The organism is Nocardia panacis, assembly GCF_003598715.1.
Classification (GTDB): domain Bacteria; phylum Actinomycetota; class Actinomycetes; order Mycobacteriales; family Mycobacteriaceae; genus Nocardia; species Nocardia panacis.
Genome location: NZ_QZFU01000041.1, coordinates 447,656 through 464,680 on the forward strand (window position 1 = coordinate 447,656; position 17,025 = coordinate 464,680).

Below are 17,025 nucleotides of genomic sequence, written 5' to 3' on the forward strand. Positions count from 1 at the left end.
ATCCGGTCCGAACCCGGTGAGACCGCTTCGTCATCTCGCCGCCTATCGCAAATCACCTGCGCCCGTACGTTTTCGCAACCACTTCACCGCACGCCGACCGCCGCGCGACCGGCCGACGATCAGGAACGGGTTCGCTTGTTCGATCCACGAACCGGGCCGCGGTCATGTGACAATGGGTACATCGCGACCGTGAGATGGGTTGCACCTCAACTCGTTTCAGTCAAGTGGGGTGTTGATGGGTACTTCGGTGGATGTCTCATACCCGCCAGTGGCTGTTTTTCGGGAGCCGGGGGATCGGCCGGTGACCCCCGACCTATCCGTCGGTGTCCGGCTCGAGGCGGGGCGAACCGCGGCGGCATTGGCTCGGGTGCCGACCCATGCCGGGCCGGTCGAGCGCACTGCGGCGTTGCGAGCGGCCACACTGGCGGCCGGTCGGTTGATCAGTGCGTTCGAGACCGAGGGCGGGCCTGTCGCCGGTGAGGCGATTCCGGCAGAGTCGGTCAGCCAGTCGTTCTTCCGGGTTCGGGAGGTCGAGTTGTCCGATCAGCAGACGGCTCTGCACGGTGTCCTGGTCGTTCATCGTGGCGTGCGGGATCTGTGCCGGGCGCCATTGTCGGGGGCGGATCTGGTGGTCGAGTTGGCCGGGATGCGACAGGCGGTGCTCGAACTCACCGGCACGACCGTGCCCGACCCGGCCGGGTCGGATGAGGTACGTGCTCAGGAGCCTGTGGGCGAAGAGTTCGGCGTGGATCCTCGCGGTTCCTTGGACAGTGAGTGGACAGCCAGATGGATTGTGGGGCATCAGGTTCACGTGCTGTTCAATATCTGTGCCGCGGTCGCCGTGACCGATGCCGCGGTTCATCTCCGGCACGGCGAGCTCGGGCAGGCATTGGTGCGGCTCGACGACGCGACCACCTATGTGCGTGGCTTTCCCGCGGCGATGATCCACGCAGGCACGGTCCCGGTGGAGTACTACTTGGCCGCCGTGCGCCCGACCATGCAGCCCCCGCAGGTCGCCACCCCATTGAGCGGGCGGCAGCATCGCGGGTACAAGATATTTCGTGGCGCGATGAAGGGTCTGCTCGGCGTGCTGCCCGAGCCCTACGAAGAGTTGGCCGCCAAGGATCGTGACCTCGCCGACGCACGGGACGCGCTGCTCGAGGCCGATCTCATCGACGCCGAACGCCATGTCACGCTCGCCTATTCGATGGTGCGGCTGCGGCATTCGATCGCGCAGGCGCCGATCGGACCCGACAATGCCGTGGGTGAGCTGCGGTTGATGCGTCATCGCCGGGCGGCTCAGTACGCGCCGCTGATCCGCTTCGGCGACCATTACATCGCCGAATCGCTGGCCGCGATGCGGCATCGGTGAGCAGGATGAGGAGCCGAGGTTGACGCCCGAAACCACCGCGCCCGCCGTCGATATCGGCGCCCTGGAGCTGAACCCCTCCGACAGCGGCGCGGTGGACCGCCTTGCCCGTGCCCTGTGCGGCGGACAGGTGGACGACCCGCAATGGGTGGCGCGTGCCCGCCACGCGGGTGACGAACTGCCCCTGCCACTGCGCCGGGGACTGCGAAACTTCCGGCGACACTCCGGATCCCGTGGTCTGCTCGTGGTTCGCGGACTTCCGGTCGATGAGGCAGCGTTGCCCGCGACCCCCTCGGCGCCGGATTCGGTGCAGCGCGCGGCCACCGTCGCCGCGGCGGTGCTCGTCATGGCCGCGTGCGCGCTCGGCGATCCCCTCGCGTATCTGGCCGAGAAATCCGGGGCATTGGTGCAGGACGTCGTGCCGGTGCCGGGCAGGGAAGCCTTCTCCGGCAACGCCGGATCGGTCCTGTTGACCTTCCACAACGAGAACGCTTTCCACGAACACGAACCCGACTACGTCCTGCTGCTGTGCCTGCGCGCCGATCACGACCGGACCGCTGGACTGCGCACGGCATGCCTGCGCGAGCTGCTGCCGATACTGGCGCAGGCAACGCGAGAGGCGCTGTTCGCGCCGGAATTCCGTACCGCGCCCCCGCCGTCGTTCGGCTCCGGCGACACAACGGGTGCCCCGAGCCCGGTGCTGTCCGGTGCACCCGAGGACCCGGATATTCGGATGGCGACGATCGCGACAACCCCGCTCACCCCTCGAGCCGCAACCTCGCTCGCCGAATTCGGAGCAGCCTGCAACGCCGTCGCCCACACCACCAGACTCGCGCCCGGCGATCTGGCGATCGTCGACAATCGAGTAACCGTCCACGGCCGCACCGCCTTCCACCCCCGCTACGACGGTGCGGACCGCTGGCTGCAACGCACCTTCGCCGTCACCGACCTGCGCCGCTCCCGCGACCACCGTCCACAGGACGGCTACATCATCACCCGCTGATCCTGGTTATGGAGCTGCTGCTCAGAAGTCGATCCAAGTTCACACCGCGCCAATTGGGAAGAAACGTCCGCTACTACCGCACTGCGCTATGGTCCGTTCCCTGCGCGCAGAGATAAGCGCGCCGGGCTGCGCTGGTCGAGCGTCAACGCTCCTCCGAAATGGTGGCGCATTTCTTCTGATCAGCTATTGCCGTGTCCACCACCGAGATTCGGTGGTGCTGACGCTGTGCGAACGAACGGTCGAAGCAGGGCCGACAGTGTGGGCCAGGATTGAGCCGATCCGAGGTCAGGTGAATCGCCAGTTCTTTTTTTGCGCCAGATCGTTGAGGTCACACTTGAATGCCTTTAGCGCCGTCGCGCCTGCCCCCACAATAATCGGTCCGGTGACGTGCGGTGGGACGGCGGTGGCAACCAGGCCGCCAACCGTCATACCGCTCGCAATTCCGCACAGTATGTTCTTGAAGAGATCGCCTTCGCTTTGTTCTGCGGCAAGGAGGCGAGCGAGCTCTCCTACAAGTGTGCTGCGCTGCTCGCGGAGACCATCGCGGAGGCTTGTATAACATACTTCAGCGAATGCCCCAAATTCGTTGCCGAACACCTGGTCGACGTCTTGAACGACGGAGCCGAGGCTGTCAGGCAGGCGAGATGCCGCAGCAAGTGCTGCCTCACGTATGTTCTGTATCTCCACGTCGACAACATAGTCTTGCAACCAAGCCGCACCCAGCAGAGCCTCCTCGAGGTCGCTCAATATCGACCCGACAATGGCAGTGAGCGCCGTCTCGTCGGCGGCCGCTACTTGTTCGATCGTCGTCGTGATGCCCGTCCATGCATTGTCGAAAACGATCAGATTTTGAAAGCTCGAGATTGCGCGCGCAAGGGATAGGTGGCCCGCTGTTCGCAACTCGACGCGAGTCGCAGTCGTCATGTCTACACCTCCTCGGCAATGTGAAATTCTGCATTGGCTCCGCACTGCGGACGAACTGAGCGAACATCGGCACCGAGCGCACACTTTGTCCACCAAACGATTCCCTAGTTGAAACTGAGGTGCACCCAGCGAGGCGGTGGCTGATGAGAAGATTGTGACCAACGCATTGTATGCGAACTCAACCGACAGCTTGAACAGTTGGACCAGAACGAAGGGCGGCTCGTCGATCTGGCAGCCGACGGTTCGATGCGGAAGGCGAAGGTGCGGATTAAGCTGCTCGGAGTCAAGAGCCAACCTGCCAGGCTGGTCACCACCTCCGAAGAACTCGCAGTCGGAATCAGTGACTGCTGCGGGGTCCAAGGGGTGAAGTGTGGCATCCGGGGGTTGGTTCAGGCACATCGGGACGGAGCGTCGACTGGAGAGCTTGCCAAACGGCACGGTGTGGCCAAGAGCGCTGTTCTGGAGTGCGGGGTGTTCCGCGCCGGTATCAGTCCCTCGCCGAGGCCGACGTCGTTCGTGCTGAGCGGCTCCATCTCGCGGGTTATTCGCTGACTGCGTGTAGCAGGTTGACCGGTTTCGCTGCGAGCAGTATCAATCGTGCTCTGAACAAGAGGGGTACGCCGATGCGGCCAGCGCGGCGACGGCGCAGGAGCTTGTAGGAACCGTGGATGGGTTCGGCGGGGCGACACGCCGAACCTACGACTATTTCAATCATGGGCAATCTTTCGGCAATTCACGGTCCTCGATGATTGGGACTGCTCGGTATTCGAGTCTGTTCGGCCCGGTATGTTCGTGTGGCAGCTTGCTGATTGAAACTGACTGAAATTTGCCCGGTGCGTCGATGATCGTGCAGGTCAGCAAGTGTCCGTTTCCCGTGTGCAGGGATCAGCCCGCCGATAAGGCCCGCGAAACGGGGGTCGCTGGTGTCCTGGTGGTCGGATTCTGCACGGCCGGTGCGGGTTCCGGGTGTTCTATTCGGTCGCGGGGCCGGTGTCGTCGAAGGTGGTGGTGTTGTGGTGGAAGGCGGGGGTGAGTTGGCTGACGAGGGTGTGGCCCTCGCGGTGGGTGGTGGCGGCCAAGTCGAGTCGGCCGGCGCGCCACCAGTAGATGTGGGGGTTGATGGCCCAGGGGTCGTCGAGGTGCGCGGCCGCGATGTGGGCGAGCACGGTGAGCGCCCGTACCACTTCGGCTCCGTCGATCGGGTACACGTACATCGATTCCTTGGACGGCATGGTCAGGACCGCGCCCGCGGAACCGGTCACCGGGTGGTCGCCGAGCCAACGGGCGTGCGCGGTCAGGTATTCCGGGCCGGTCAACAACGCGATCGGGGGAAGTCCACGCGACGTTCACTTCAGTTTGGCCGCAGCCAAAGCCGCCGACCGTCGCGACGCGCCGGCTGCGGCCCGCGAACGCCACCCACAGCGATTCACCACCACCGCAGCACCGAAGATCCTCGACCTACCCGACACCGTCTGGATCAACCGACCGGCCCAGGCACCCGCCACCAGCGAGGAGACCGCACCCACAGCCGCATAAACACCGACTGGTCTCATATGGCTTGAAAAATTCCGCTTGTCGCGTCGGTCAGGGACTCGGCAGCCTTGAGTCAATACAACCTTGAATAGACTGTTGCAGAGCAACTTCCGTCGGCAATACTCTGGCGTACTCAGTACAGTGACTGAAGCAGTGACACATGCAGGACAGCCGGAATTCTGATCGAGGGGACAATTTGGCGATCAAGGTAGAGACGGTGCGGGGGTACGTGCTCGAGGAACTCCTTGCGAGGCTCTTGCAGGACAACGGTTATCGGCTGCTTGTCGCGGCAGACCAGGACCGGGAAGCGCTGAAAGATAGCGGAAGGGGCCTGCTGGTCCGCGGGCGCGGCACGGACCACCAAGTCGACGTGCTCGGCGAATTGGATCGGCCTCTACCGTTCTCGCTGCCACTGCGCCTATTTGTCGAAGCGAAGCATCGCAGTGACCGAACGGGCATCGAGTTTGCGCGGAATGCCTATGGAACCATCCGTGATGTCAACGAGTACTACGGCACGCAGACTCCAGGGGCGTATCACATCCCAATGAAGCGCTATCAGTATCAGTACGCCCTGTTCTCTGCCAGCGGCTTTACCAAGCCAGCGCAGGAATATGCTTTGGCGCAACAGATCTCGTTGATCGACCTGTCTAATCCGGGTTTCGATGCGCTCTTGGCCGCTGCGGATGATATCGCCACTCGGATCGTCGACCTCGCCGCGCAGGTTGGCCTCGCTTCGCTCCCGTTGAATCAGGTTCGGCACGCACTCCGCCATGCCCTGGGCACTTGGCCGGCCAATGTCGACGACGAGGATTTCCCCGACCTTGCCGCCCACGTCCGCCAGATGCGCGGGCACGCCGGAGAATCGGCCTTCCCAGCGCCCGCCTTCGGCCTGGCCGTCGCCTACGACAGGGAACAAGCTGGGCTGAACGTGGCACAACTGCGCGACGAACCAGGCGACGAGTACTACGTGTACGAAGAGGACGTGTCGCCGCCGCGCAAACTGCCGACCGGCCAGCTGACAGCAATCGTGACTGGACTGGGTGAAGTCGCGTTGGATGACTTCGTCCTCGGATTCCCGCCGGCGCCATTCGTTCTCGTACTGCTGGTCGACAACCCTGCAGCGTTCACGGAGTACGTCGACAACTCACGCAATACCGACATCCGGGTGAATCTCAACTATCCCCGTGACCGCCGTGATAACCGGCCGCTAAGCCGGGATTGGGAGATCGAGCCCGTCGATGGTGAAGCCGGCTTCCGGCTCAGCTTCACGCTCCCGACCATCCTCGCGGACTGGATGCTGGGCGGCGAGGTGCCTACATGGAGCCTGCGGGAAGCCAAGACCACGCTGCTGTCGTCGATCGCGATGGTGCGCGGCAATCGAGTCGTGCGTCTGTTGTACCAGCCACATCGCGGGTGAGCATCCTATGCAGATACTTCAGGGATCTGATGGGAATCTGTGGACCTGGCGGGACGGTATTCGAACCGGGTTGACCTGCGGGAACTCGAAGCAGTGTGCGTCAAGATGAAAGCGGCGGGCGCATCAACGGTCTCGCCGCGGCGGAAGCGGGTGTCGCGGGCGAAGTCGAAGCGGTGGGCTATGCAGCGCTTGGAGCGCCGGCTCGGATCGGTTGCGGTCGAAGAGTTGGTTCGGGCGGATCGAAGGCCGAAGGACTTGGTGGACAGGGACTTTCGTGCTCCGGTGCCAAACCGGTTGTGGGTGGCGGATATCACGTATGTGGAGCTGGCCGGGCGCGGGTTCTGTTACGTGGCGTTCGTGACCGATGTGTTCTCCCGCTCGATCGTGGGCCGGCGGGTGTCGGATTCGTTGAAACGGAATTGGCGCTGGATGCGTTGGAGATGGTGTTGTGGAATCGGCGGGATCGGTTGAGTGCGGCGCTGATTCATCATGGAGATCGTGGCGTTCAATATACGGCGTTGCGATACGGCGAGCGTCTGGCTGAGGCGGGTATCGCGCAATCGGTTGGCAGTACCGGCGATTCGTATGGCAACTCTCTCCCTGAATCGGTGAATTCGCTGTTCAAGAAGGAATTGATCGACAAGTACGTGTGGTCGGATGTGAGCGAGGTGAATCGGGAGACAGCGGAATGGGTTTCGTGGTACAACAATCAGCGGTCGCATTCGTGATGTGGTTATCGTCCATCGGCGGAGTTCGAGCGGGTCTTCTGGGAAGGTCGCGGTCAGCAGCCGACGGCAGTATGAGGCAGTGGAATCGGTAGTTCGGTCTCATCCAAAGCCGGGGCGGTCCACTACGTGGACCGAGCATGACCCGTGTGACGGGTCGGTGGGTGAATCTGCGAGTACGTCGAGACCCGGGACGAGTTGGACGGCGCGGGATTGACTAGAAACCACCATCGCATCGAAAGTGACTCACATCATGCAAATCTGGGGAGGGTCACCCGGAACCGGATGTGGCCTCGACCCATCTAAGTAGTTGAGGGGATTCGAAAGACTGTTCTATGCAAACGATTTGGAGGGGGTTCTATGAACGCGAGCAAGACCGTTGTCCAAGCCGCCATCGCTGTCCTGGGGTTGGTGGCACCAGTTCTGGCGCCGGCCAATGCAGAAGCCGCATCCGGGGACGGGAACGCGGCATGCCATATCACGGCCGACAACCCACACCATTCGAAAGGGTCGCCTGGATGGATCGTGGGCAAGGGGCGAATCTCGTGCACGGCCGATATCGACTCGCTTGAGATCATCGTGCAAATCGAGCGGAAGCAGGGCGGCAACTGGGTGGTTGTTTCCGGTCCCGATAAGACTTCATATGCTTCACCCAAGGCGAACCAGAAATATACTGGCCAGTCCAATTTTGGGTGCGGCACAGGCGAGTACCGAACGGCTGCGAGCGGTAGCGGCGTGTACGGCGGACGCCCGTCCGGATCAATGGCCTGGCAGTACTCGGGCATCGTCACCAACCCCTGCGGCTGACAAGGAGCGACCGAACATGAGCGAACAGGGTGGCTGGGATGAATTCGTTGTGGCATTGTGCGATCTGGCGGTGGAGTACGACGCCGACACCTTCCTTCATGAGTCCTTGGTGCTGCTCACGGCTCGTTCGATTCCGCCCGGCGACAAGTCGGGCAGGATCGCGGTCAGCCGATTCGATGACGAGGCCGCCCGAATAGAGACCGGATGGTGTTTCGACATTGTCACCGACTACATCGCCGAGGACACCAGTCAACTGGTGCCCGCGTTGAGGCTTGTCGAGGCGATTTGTCGCGGTGACGCGGAGGAGCACTGCCTGATTGATGAGGATGGACGTTGGGTCGGAGTGCTCGTCAATGCTTGGGGGGAAGGTGGCAGTTGGATGTCTGGTGACCACACTCGGCCAGAGAGGCGTGCAACACGAAGGTTCCCGAGTTGGGACCTGAAGAGTTCGGCTTGATGTCTTCGGGGGCCGCATCGCCTGCGGCCGATGGCCCGTGGGACGCCCGGTGTCGGCCAACACCTTGCACAGGATGCTGCGCGACTCGTACTACATCGGCTACGTGGTCTGGAAGGGGGAGATCCACGCGGGTCGCCACGAGCCGTTGATCGAGCCGCAGTGTTCGAGCGCGTCCAGGACGTACTTCGAGCGCGGAGCGCGAACGGTAATCGGGACCGGATTCACGATCGCTATCTGAAGGGGGTTCTGTCCTCAGTGTCGCCGCCAGGAGGGCCTGTGTGATCTCCTGGCGCTGCCGATGGAAGCGGTGGAAGAGGTGGTCGTCGAGCGTTACCACACTCTCTGTCTGGCGGAGGATTTCGTAGCGGAGGCGCGAGAACTGCTCGCCGAAGAGAGGTTGGCCACGAAAGAGATGCACGCGAATCTCAACCGGCGGTCGAAGGAGTTGAACCAGAAGGAGAGTCGGCTCGTCGATCTGCTGGCCGACGGCTCGATGCCGAAGGCGAAGGTCCGGATGAAGCTGATCGAGGTCAAGAGTCGGAGTGCCCGGCTGGACGCGGGTCGGCTGGCACATCCGAAGAATTCGCTATCGGAACCAGCGTGCTGTGCAAGGGCTTTGGGAAGGCACGCGGGTATGGAGTCCGGGATGGAGTGGCCCTGGGGTCGCGGGCCGGTGTGGGGTCCGTGGACGAAGTGGTTGCAGGAAGGCGGGCGGTGGTGGGGGCCGAGGGTGGAATAGCTTCGGGGTGGTGAGCTAGTCGGAGATCGAGTGTCGAGTCGCGCCTCAGGCGCGGCAGAGGCCAGTGTGGGACCCTGGGGCGAAGTGGCCTCGGGAGCTCCCGTGGGTGTCCGGGGGTGTAGCGGCTTTGGGGAGGCGCACAGGTGTGGGGGTCTGGGGGCGCAGCCCGCCGGGTGGGGCGTGGGGGTTGCACCCAGGGCTTCGCCCCCGCAAATTCGAGTGGAACGAGAAAGGTGAGCGCTTTCCGCGAACAAGGCGCACCAACGAGTGGAACGGGTGGGCGCAGAGGGTTTCGAACCCCCGACCGCTGGTGTGTAAGACCAGAGCTCTACCGCTGAGCTATACGCCCGGACACCGCGCCGTTTGGGCGGCGGTGACGGTCTATGAATCTAGCGCGGCGAGCGCTTTCTCCCAAGCCGCCTGGTCACGGGGCTCTCCGGGGCCGTTCATTTCGGCGAAGCGGATGATTCCGTCGCGGTCTACGACGAAGGTGCCGCGGTTGGCGAAGCCGGATTTGTCGTTGAAGACGCCGTAGGTTTGGGCGACCGCGCCGTGGGGCCAGAAGTCGGACAGCAGGGGGAACAGGTAGCCCTGTTCGGCGGCCCAGATCTTGTGGGTGGGGGGCGGGCCGACGGAGATGGCGAGGATTTCGGCATTGTCGTTGTGGAACTTGGGTAGTTCGTCGCGGACTTTGCACAGTTCGCCCTGGCAGATGCCGGTGAACGCGAGCGGATAGAACACGAGCAGCACGTTCTTTTTGCCGCGGAAGTCCGACAGTGTGACTTCCTGGTTGTTCTGATCCTTCAGCGTGAAATCCGGCGCGAGCGTGCCAACCTCGAGCGGCATCGCGAATCCTCCATCGTGTCGGGTGGACGCCGGGCGGCGTTGACCGCCCGGCGACACCATAGCGAATTGCTCAGCGCTGTTTGGACGGTGTCTTGGGCTGCACCAGCCTGCTTCCGCTCCAGTGGCCGAGCGTGATGGCCGATGTCGAGGTCAGCCCCGCCGTTTCGGCGGCTTCGGCGATCTCGCTCTGGTCGACATAGCCAGGATTACCGGTTTTGGGGGTGAGAACCCAGACGAATCCGTCGTCGGCGAGTGGGCCGACGATGCCCATCAATTCGTCGGCGAGATCGCCATCGCCTTCGCGCCACCACAGCAGCGCGGCGTCGACCACCTCGTCGGTTTCCTCGTCGACCATCTCGCCGCCGCTGGCATCCTCGATATCGGCGCGGATTTCGTCGTCGGTGTCCTCGTCCCAGCCCAGCTCCTGGACAACCATGCCGTGTGTAATGCCAAGCTTCTGAGCGAAGTTCTGCGCGTCCGCCGCGGCGACCACGGTGGTGTCCTCCTCAATTCCCGACAATAGATAGTTGCAAGCGAACATGGTTAAGCGCCGCAACGCAAGCCGATCGGGCGAATTCTGTCCGAATGTCGCGCGGCCCCGGCGCGCCGGGAGGCCGGTAATCCCTGGTGGGAGGGGTTAGCGGGCCGGACAGGTCTCGCGTACGGCATTGCGCGCGTCGTTGACCCGTCTGCTGGCGATGTTGAGCGGATCCACCGACGCGGTGTAGGTCATCCTCCGGGTTTCGGCGGCAAGGTCGCGGGCGGCGGCGACGTATTCGCGGAGTTTGGCGGTCAGGTCGGTGGGTAGCCGGTCGCCTGCCGCGTCGACCCCGCTTTCCACTTTCGTGGCGGCCTCGGTGAGGGTGGCGGCGGCTAGGTCGCGTTTGGGGAGGTAGTCGGCGGCGTTGGCGTCGTGGGCGTCGACGAATTCGTTGTATTTGGCGACGCCGACGCCGCTGGTGGTGGGGAATTGGCTACAGTTCTCGTCGATGGCCTTGGCTTGCGCCGCCCTCTTCTTCGACGAGGTGACCGCCTGTGAGGTGGCGGAGGCGTCGCGGCGGTAGGCGAGCAGATCCGCCGGATTCGAGGCGGCGCTGCCCGCGACGCCACTGGAACATCCCGCGACGATCAGCCCCACGATGATCGCCCCGGCCGTGCACACCAATCCGAACCCGCGTGGGTCCAGCATGTTCTCGTCCCTCCCGGTGCCATAGTGCTTTTCGATGGTGAGACTCACGGTTGCGTGCGCCACCGTACTGGATTTCCGGGGGCTCTTGATGACCTGCGCCACATCATCGGCAAGGATGGAGGGTGCGCCCGAACCTTTCGGTGCCGGTCGATGCGCCGACCACGCGGATCGTCCGGGGACAAGACGCCATCAGCCTGTCCGAACCCCTTGTACGAGGAGCAGATTTGACCGACCTGATCCACTCTTCCGCTTCGGCGACACCCGCCGCGTCCAACGCCGCTGCCGCGGATCCGAACGGATCGCACCCCGCGGGTCGGGTGCGGGTGATCCGCGAGGGAGTGGCTTCGTACCTACCGGATATCGATCCGGAGGAGACCAGCGAGTGGCTGGAATCCTTCGACGAGATGCTCGATCGAGAGGGTCCCGGTCGGGCGCGCTACCTCATGCTGCGACTGTTGGAGCGGGCAGGGGAGCGGCGGGTCGCCATTCCGGCCCTGACCTCCACCGATTACGTCAATACGATTCCCACCGAGAACGAGCCGTGGTTTCCCGGCGACGAGGAGGTGGAGCGGCGCTACCGCGCCTGGATCCGCTGGAACGCGGCGATCATGGTGCATCGCGCGCAGCGTCCGGGTATCGGTGTGGGCGGCCACATTTCGACCTACGCGTCCTCGGCGGCGCTGTACGAGGTCGGGTTCAATCATTTCTTCCGGGGCAAGGATCATCCGGGTGGCGGCGATTCGATCTACATCCAGGGTCATGCCTCGCCGGGTATTTACGCGCGCGCGTTCCTCGAGGGTCGCCTGAGCGAGGACAGGCTCGACGGTTTCCGCCAGGAGTACAGCCATGGCGGTCCGGGTCGGGGTCTGCCGTCGTATCCGCATCCGAGGTTGATGCCGGACTTCTGGGAGTTCCCCACGGTGTCCATGGGTCTGGGCCCGATGAATGCCATCTATCAGGCGCGTTTCAATCACTACCTGCACGATCGCGGGATCAAGGACACCTCCGAGCAGCATGTGTGGGCCTTCCTCGGCGACGGCGAGATGGATGAGCCGGAGTCGCGCGGTTTGGCGCAGGTGGCGGCGATGGAGGGGTTGGACAATCTGACCTTCGTCGTCAACTGCAACCTGCAGCGGCTCGATGGCCCGGTGCGCGGCAACGGCAAGATCATCCAGGAGTTGGAGTCGTTCTTCCGTGGCGCAGGCTGGAATGTCATCAAGGTGATCTGGGGTCGCGAGTGGGATGCGCTGCTCGGCGCGGATCGCGATGGGGCGCTGGTGAATCTGATGAACACCACCCCCGACGGCGACTACCAGACCTACAAGGCCAATGACGGCGCGTATGTGCGCGAGCATTTCTTCGGTCGCGATCCGCGCACCAAGGCGCTGGTGCAGAACATGTCCGATCGCGATATCTGGAATCTCAAGCGCGGCGGCCACGACTACCGCAAGGTGTACGCGGCGTACGCGGCGGCGATGGCGCACAAGGGTCAGCCGACGGTGATCCTGGCCAAGACCATCAAGGGCTACACCCTCGGCAAGCATTTCGAGGGCCGCAACGCCACCCACCAGATGAAGAAGTTGACGCTGCAGGATCTCAAAGACTTCCGCGATCTGCAGCGCATTCCGATCACCGATGCCGAACTCGAGCGCGATCCGTACATGCCGCCCTACTACCACCCCGGTATGGCGGCCAAGGAGATCCAGTACATGCTGGATCGACGGCAGTCGCTGGGCGGTTTCATGCCGCAGCGTCGGGTCCCGGCGAAGCCGCTGCAACTACCCGGCGACGAGGCGTACCGATCGGTGCGCAAGGGTTCGGGCAAGCAGAATGTCGCGACCACCATGGCGCTGGTGCGGTTGATGAAGGAGCTGCTGCGGGACAAGGAGATCGGCAAGCGGATCGTCCCGATCATCCCGGACGAGGCCCGCACCTTCGGTATGGACTCCTGGTTCCCTTCGTTGAAGATCTACAACCGCAACGGGCAGTTGTACACGTCGGTCGACGCGGAGTTGATGCTTGCCTACAAGGAGAGCACCGTCGGCCAGATCCTGCACGAAGGCATCAACGAGGCCGGTTCGACGGCGTCGTTCACCGCGGCGGGCACCTCCTACGCCACCCACGGCGAGCCGATGATCCCGCTCTACATCTTCTATTCGATGTTCGGTTTCCAGCGCACCGGCGACGGACTGTGGGCGGCGGCCGATCAGTTGGCGCGCGGTTTCGTGCTGGGAGCGACCGCTGGGCGAACCACGCTGACGGGTGAGGGCCTGCAGCACAATGACGGTCATTCGCTGCTGCTCGCCTCCACGAATCCGGCGGTGGTCAGCTACGACCCGGCCTACGCCTACGAGATCGCCCATATCGTGCGCGACGGTCTGCGCCGCATGTACGGCGGCGGCGCACCCTCGGGGACGAATACGCTGCCCGGTACACATCCGCACGGTGAGCCGGGTGAATTCGGCGGCGAGGACATCTTCTACTACATCACCCTTTACAACGAGCCGTATGTGCAGCCCGCCGAGCCGGACGATCTGGATATCGCGGGTCTGCTGAAGGGGATCTACCTGCTCAGGCGCGGTGCTGCGGGTGCGTTGCGCGCGCAGATCCTGGTGGCGGGTGTGACGGTCCCCGACGGTTTGCGCGCTCAGGCGTTGCTTGCCGAGGAGTGGGGTGTGCAGGCCGATGTCTGGTCGGTCACCTCTTGGGGTGAGCTGCGCAAGGAGGCGCTGGCCAAGGAGATCGCCGCACTCCGCGATCCGGGTGTCCCGGCGGGCGTGCCCTATGTGACGCAGGCGTTGTCGCAGGCGGAGGGGCCGTTTGTCGCGGCATCGGACTGGATGCGCGCGGTGCCGGATCAGATCGCCAAGTGGGTTCCCGGCGATTACACCACCCTCGGCACGGACGGTTTCGGTTTCTCCGACACCCGTCCGGCGGCGCGCCGCGTATTCAATGTCGACGCGCAATCGATCGCCGTGGCGGTGCTCGCCGGTCTGGCCCGCGCGGGTCGGATCGAGCAGTCGACGTTGGTCGAGGCGGCCGCCCGGTACCGCATCCACGATGTGGATGCGGCGCCGAAAGCGGCCGTGGGTTCTGACGAAGACCTGGCATAGCGGAATATTGGATGGTGGACCGTAAACCGCCGCGGCCGCGTCGGATCTCCGAAGGCTCCTCCGAGCACGAGGTGTATCTGCCGACCGGCGCGCTCTCCCCGAACCGGCAAACTCGCGACCCGCTCCCGGACACGCTGCTCAAACGGGTGAAGCAGTTCTCGGGCCGCCTCTCCACCGAGGCGGTCGGTTCGATGCAGAGTCGGCTGCCGTTCTTCGCCGATCTGGATGCCGCGCAGCGTGCGGGCGTGCAGATGCTGGTGCAGACCGCGGTGGTGAACTTCCTGGAGTGGCTGCAGGACCCGGATAGCGATATCCGGTTCAGCCTGGATGCCTTCCAGGTCATTCCGCAGGATCTGGCGCGCCGGTTGACGCTGCGCCAGACCGTGGACATGGTGCGGGTGGCCATGGAGTTCTTCGAGCAGTGGCTGCCCGCGCTGGCCCGCAACGACCGCCAACTGGTGGCGCTGACCGAGGCGGTGCTGCGCTACGGTCGCGAGCTGGGTTTCGCGGCGGCTTCGGTGTATGCCAGTGCCGCCGAGTCCAGGGGTGCGTGGGATACCAGGCTCGAGGCGCTGGTGGTGGACGCGGTGGTGCGCGGTGACACCGGCCCGGACATGCTCTCGCGGGCCGCGACGCTGAACTGGGATGCCACCGCGCCCGCGACGGTGCTGGTGGGCACCCCGCCGCGGGAGGAGGGCGTCTCGGCGGTGAGCGCGGTGCACACCATCGCGGCCCGGCACGGTCGGGCGGCTTTGGCGGTGGTGCAGGGGACGCGGCTGGTGATGGTGGTCAGCGGCCATCTGGGCGACGCCTCCTATATTCAACCGTTCCTGGCCGATCTGCTGGCCGAGGTGTTCTCCGACGGGCCGGTGGTGATCGGTCCGACCACGCGCACGCTGGGTGCGGCGCACGCCTCGGCGGTGGAGGCGCTGGCCGGGATGGAGGCGGTGGTGGGTTGGCGCGGTGCGCCGCGTCCGGTGCATGCCACCGAGCTATTGCCCGAACGCGCCTTGTTGGGGGATCGCGCGGCGATCGATGCGTTGAACGAGTACCTTGTGCTTCCGTTGGCGGCGGCGGGTTCGGCGCTTTCCGACACCCTCGACGCGTATCTCGACTGCGGTGGCGCGGTCGAGACTTGCGCCCGTCAGCTGTACGTCCATCCAAATACGGTTCGCTACCGTCTCAAACGGATCGGTGAGATCACGGGTCGTGATCCGATGAATCCGCGGGATGCGTACGTGCTCCGGATTGCCGCCACCGTGGGTCGGCTGACACGAACCCGCAACGAATCGTCAACTCCAGCCCCAGACGCATCATTTGTCCCAATGGGACATGAGGGCCTGTAACGGATCGCCCAATTGGGTCGATCGGGACAACCCACGTGGACTTTTGTGGGGTTCTCACAAAAGCGGTCCGAAAGCTTCATTCGCGTCGACATCTCATGCGGTCCGCCTCACAGTGTTTTCTTAGAGACGTGATCGCGTTGTTCGCCCCTGGACAGGGCTCTCAGACTCCCGGCATGCTCACGCCGTGGCTCGAGGTCGCCGGCGCCGCCGACCGCCTCGCGCTCTGGTCGAAAGCGGCCGGCCTCGACCTGGTTCGGCTCGGCACCACCGCGACGGCCGAGGAGATAGTCGACACCGCGGTCACCCAGCCGCTGGTGGTGGCCGCCGCGCTGCTCGCCTTCGCCGAAATCGGGCGGGATGCGCTGCCCGAGGACACCATCGTCGCGGGCCATTCGGTCGGCGAATTCGCCGCCGCCGCGGTCGCCGGGGTCATCTCGGCCGACGACGCGGTGACCCTGGCCGCGATTCGCGGGGCGGAGATGGCGAAGGCGTGCGCGCTGGAACCCACCGGCATGTCCGCGGTGCTCGGCGGTGACGAGGCCATCGTGCTGGCCCGTCTCGACGAGTTGGGTCTCGTTCCGGCCAACCGCAACGCGGTGGGCCAGATCGTGGCCGCGGGCACACTGGCCGCCCTGGCGGAATTGGCCGCGAACCCGCCCGAGAAGGCGCGTGTTCGTGCCCTGCCCGTCGCGGGGGCTTTCCACACAGTGTTCATGGCCCCGGCTCAGGATGCTGTGGCTCAGGCCATCACCGAGATCGTGCCGAGCGATCCGTCCCGCACCCTGCTGTCGAACTTCGACGGCAAGGCGGTGGCCTCCGGCAAGGATGCCATCGAGAAATTGGCCGCTCAGGTCACCCGGCCCGTGCGCTGGGACCTGTGCACCGAAACCCTGCGTGCCGCAGGGGTTTCCGGAGTCGCGGAACTTCCGCCCGCCGGAACCCTGGTCGGTATCGCCAAACGGGAGCTGAAGGGCACGCCGACGCTGGCCCTGAAAACCCCGGAAGACCTCCCCGCGTTGGCCGCGCTCGGAACCTCCGGCTAGCTTTCTCCTCGGCCATGCGACACGCGCATGGCCGTGACGGAACGAACGTAACCAACGTTCGCTTCGGTCCGACAAAAAATGTAAAGCCCTACACAGTATCAAGAAGGGAGCCACCAAGTGGCCGCTCTGACCCAGGAACAGATCGTCGAGGAGCTCGGCAAGATCATCGAAGAGGTGACCGGCATCGAGCCCTCCGAGGTGACCATCGAGAAGTCCTTCGTCGATGACCTGGACATCGACTCGCTGTCCATGGTCGAAATCGCGGTGCAGACCGAGGACAAGTACGGCGTGAAGATCCCCGACGAGGATCTGGCCAGTCTGAAGACGGTCGGCGACGCGGTGGCCTACATCCAGAAGCTCGAGGCCGAGAACGCGGACGCCGCCGCGGAGCTCAAGGCCAAGTTCTCGAACGAAGCCGAGTAGGGCCGAACCTGTGACCACTCCTTCCACCTTGAACGGGAACTTCCCCAACGTCGTCGTCTCTAGCCTGGCGGCGACCACGTCGATCGCGGGT

19 protein-coding genes and 1 tRNA gene are annotated in these 17,025 nt (G+C 64.4%); 14 read left to right on the plus strand and 6 right to left on the minus strand.

Annotated features, from left to right (window positions below):
• Positions 1-301: 301 nt before the first annotated feature.
• Entirely contained in the window at positions 302-1,372 is a 1,071-nt protein-coding gene (locus tag D5S18_RS30140) for a 3-methyl-L-tyrosine peroxygenase-related protein (RefSeq protein WP_203236980.1), read from the plus strand.
• A 19-nt stretch (positions 1,373-1,391) separates the two neighbouring features.
• Positions 1,392-2,372 carry a TauD/TfdA family dioxygenase gene (locus D5S18_RS30145; RefSeq protein WP_120044475.1) on the plus strand — a complete coding sequence of 327 codons (981 nt, stop codon included), beginning with the start codon at positions 1,392-1,394 and terminating at the stop codon, positions 2,370-2,372.
• A gap of 285 nt (positions 2,373-2,657) precedes the next feature.
• On the opposite strand, the gene D5S18_RS30150 is transcribed toward D5S18_RS30145, so the two are convergent.
• Complete coding sequence (locus D5S18_RS30150; protein ID WP_120044476.1) at positions 2,658-3,296, minus strand: hypothetical protein; 639 nt, start codon at positions 3,294-3,296, stop codon at positions 2,658-2,660.
• Between the two features lie 198 nt (positions 3,297-3,494).
• Between D5S18_RS30150 and D5S18_RS30155 the strand changes: the two genes are divergently transcribed.
• Complete coding sequence (locus tag D5S18_RS30155; protein ID WP_120044477.1) at positions 3,495-3,848, plus strand: hypothetical protein; 354 nt, start codon at positions 3,495-3,497, stop codon at positions 3,846-3,848.
• Between the two features lie 419 nt (positions 3,849-4,267).
• On the opposite strand, the gene D5S18_RS30160 is transcribed toward D5S18_RS30155, so the two are convergent.
• On the minus strand, positions 4,268-4,612 hold the full coding sequence (locus D5S18_RS30160; RefSeq protein WP_147404300.1) for a hypothetical protein: 345 nt from the start codon (positions 4,610-4,612) through the stop codon (positions 4,268-4,270).
• 40 nt (positions 4,613-4,652) lie between these two features.
• Between D5S18_RS30160 and D5S18_RS34635 the strand changes: the two genes are divergently transcribed.
• The 7 genes from D5S18_RS34635 (at position 4,653) to D5S18_RS30195 (ending at position 8,974) form a co-directional block, all read left to right on the plus strand.
• Positions 4,653-4,832, plus strand: a complete 180-nt coding sequence (locus tag D5S18_RS34635; RefSeq protein ID WP_147404302.1) for a hypothetical protein — start codon at positions 4,653-4,655, stop codon at positions 4,830-4,832.
• 193 nt (positions 4,833-5,025) lie between these two features.
• Entirely contained in the window at positions 5,026-6,246 is a 1,221-nt protein-coding gene (locus D5S18_RS30170) for a PDDEXK family nuclease (RefSeq protein WP_158608031.1), read from the plus strand.
• Between the two features lie 180 nt (positions 6,247-6,426).
• On the plus strand, positions 6,427-6,717 hold the full coding sequence (locus D5S18_RS36485; RefSeq protein WP_369410438.1) for a DDE-type integrase/transposase/recombinase: 291 nt from the start codon (positions 6,427-6,429) through the stop codon (positions 6,715-6,717).
• On the plus strand, positions 6,687-6,974 hold the full coding sequence (locus tag D5S18_RS36490) for an integrase core domain-containing protein (protein ID WP_120044482.1): 288 nt from the start codon (positions 6,687-6,689) through the stop codon (positions 6,972-6,974). The genes D5S18_RS36485 and D5S18_RS36490 overlap by 31 nt, the downstream gene beginning before the upstream one ends.
• 357 nt (positions 6,975-7,331) lie before the next feature.
• The gene (locus D5S18_RS34640) at positions 7,332-7,778 is read left to right on the plus strand and encodes a hypothetical protein (RefSeq protein WP_147404306.1); all 447 of its coding nucleotides are present in this window, start codon (positions 7,332-7,334) and stop codon (positions 7,776-7,778) included.
• Positions 7,779-7,794: 16 nt separating this feature from the next.
• Positions 7,795-8,235, plus strand: coding sequence for a hypothetical protein (locus D5S18_RS30185; RefSeq protein WP_120044483.1), 441 nt, complete (start codon positions 7,795-7,797; stop codon positions 8,233-8,235).
• A gap of 298 nt (positions 8,236-8,533) precedes the next feature.
• On the plus strand, positions 8,534-8,974 hold the full coding sequence (locus D5S18_RS30195) for a hypothetical protein (RefSeq protein ID WP_120044485.1): 441 nt from the start codon (positions 8,534-8,536) through the stop codon (positions 8,972-8,974).
• A 277-nt stretch (positions 8,975-9,251) separates the two neighbouring features.
• Here D5S18_RS30195 and D5S18_RS30200 read toward each other — a convergent pair.
• The 4 genes from D5S18_RS30200 to D5S18_RS30215 all read right to left on the minus strand — a co-directional run bounded on the left by D5S18_RS30200 (position 9,252) and on the right by D5S18_RS30215 (position 11,009).
• Positions 9,252-9,323: transfer RNA gene (locus D5S18_RS30200), tRNA-Val, on the minus strand.
• A gap of 32 nt (positions 9,324-9,355) precedes the next feature.
• On the minus strand, positions 9,356-9,820 hold the full coding sequence (locus tag D5S18_RS30205; protein WP_120044548.1) for a peroxiredoxin: 465 nt from the start codon (positions 9,818-9,820) through the stop codon (positions 9,356-9,358).
• Between the two features lie 70 nt (positions 9,821-9,890).
• Entirely contained in the window at positions 9,891-10,313 is a 423-nt protein-coding gene (locus tag D5S18_RS30210; protein WP_120044549.1) for a DUF3052 domain-containing protein, read from the minus strand.
• A gap of 144 nt (positions 10,314-10,457) precedes the next feature.
• Entirely contained in the window at positions 10,458-11,009 is a 552-nt protein-coding gene (locus D5S18_RS30215; RefSeq protein WP_239004082.1) for an Rv2240c family protein, read from the minus strand.
• A gap of 224 nt (positions 11,010-11,233) precedes the next feature.
• Between D5S18_RS30215 and aceE the strand changes: the two genes are divergently transcribed.
• The 4 genes from aceE to acpM all read left to right on the plus strand — a co-directional run bounded on the left by aceE (position 11,234) and on the right by acpM (position 16,934).
• A complete protein-coding gene (aceE, locus tag D5S18_RS30220) occupies positions 11,234-14,122 on the plus strand; it encodes a pyruvate dehydrogenase (acetyl-transferring), homodimeric type (protein ID WP_120044486.1) in 2,889 nt (962 codons plus the stop codon).
• An 11-nt stretch (positions 14,123-14,133) separates the two neighbouring features.
• Positions 14,134-15,468, plus strand: coding sequence for a PucR family transcriptional regulator (locus D5S18_RS30225; protein ID WP_239004083.1), 1,335 nt, complete (start codon positions 14,134-14,136; stop codon positions 15,466-15,468).
• 128 nt (positions 15,469-15,596) lie between these two features.
• A complete protein-coding gene (locus D5S18_RS30230; protein WP_120044488.1) occupies positions 15,597-16,511 on the plus strand; it encodes an ACP S-malonyltransferase in 915 nt (304 codons plus the stop codon).
• A gap of 117 nt (positions 16,512-16,628) precedes the next feature.
• A complete protein-coding gene (acpM, locus tag D5S18_RS30235; RefSeq protein ID WP_120044489.1) occupies positions 16,629-16,934 on the plus strand; it encodes a meromycolate extension acyl carrier protein AcpM in 306 nt (101 codons plus the stop codon).
• Positions 16,935-17,025: the final 91 nt, after the last annotated feature.

Excerpts from the sequence above, each read along its gene's own strand:
- D5S18_RS30150 (WP_120044476.1), bottom strand. The coding sequence starts at position 3,296 with ATGACGACTGCGACTCGCGTCGAGTTGCGAACAGCGGGCCACCTATCC.
- D5S18_RS36485 (WP_369410438.1), top strand. The coding sequence starts at position 6,427 with ATGCAGCGCTTGGAGCGCCGGCTCGGATCGGTTGCGGTCGAAGAGTTG.
- D5S18_RS36490 (WP_120044482.1), top strand. The coding sequence starts at position 6,687 with ATGGTGTTGTGGAATCGGCGGGATCGGTTGAGTGCGGCGCTGATTCAT.
- D5S18_RS34640 (WP_147404306.1), top strand. The coding sequence starts at position 7,332 with ATGAACGCGAGCAAGACCGTTGTCCAAGCCGCCATCGCTGTCCTGGGG.
- D5S18_RS30185 (WP_120044483.1), top strand. The coding sequence starts at position 7,795 with ATGAGCGAACAGGGTGGCTGGGATGAATTCGTTGTGGCATTGTGCGAT.
- D5S18_RS30195 (WP_120044485.1), top strand. The coding sequence starts at position 8,534 with ATGGAAGCGGTGGAAGAGGTGGTCGTCGAGCGTTACCACACTCTCTGT.
- D5S18_RS30205 (WP_120044548.1), bottom strand. The coding sequence starts at position 9,820 with ATGCCGCTCGAGGTTGGCACGCTCGCGCCGGATTTCACGCTGAAGGAT.
- D5S18_RS30215 (WP_239004082.1), bottom strand. The coding sequence starts at position 11,009 with ATGCTGGACCCACGCGGGTTCGGATTGGTGTGCACGGCCGGGGCGATC.
- D5S18_RS30225 (WP_239004083.1), top strand. The coding sequence starts at position 14,134 with ATGGTGGACCGTAAACCGCCGCGGCCGCGTCGGATCTCCGAAGGCTCC.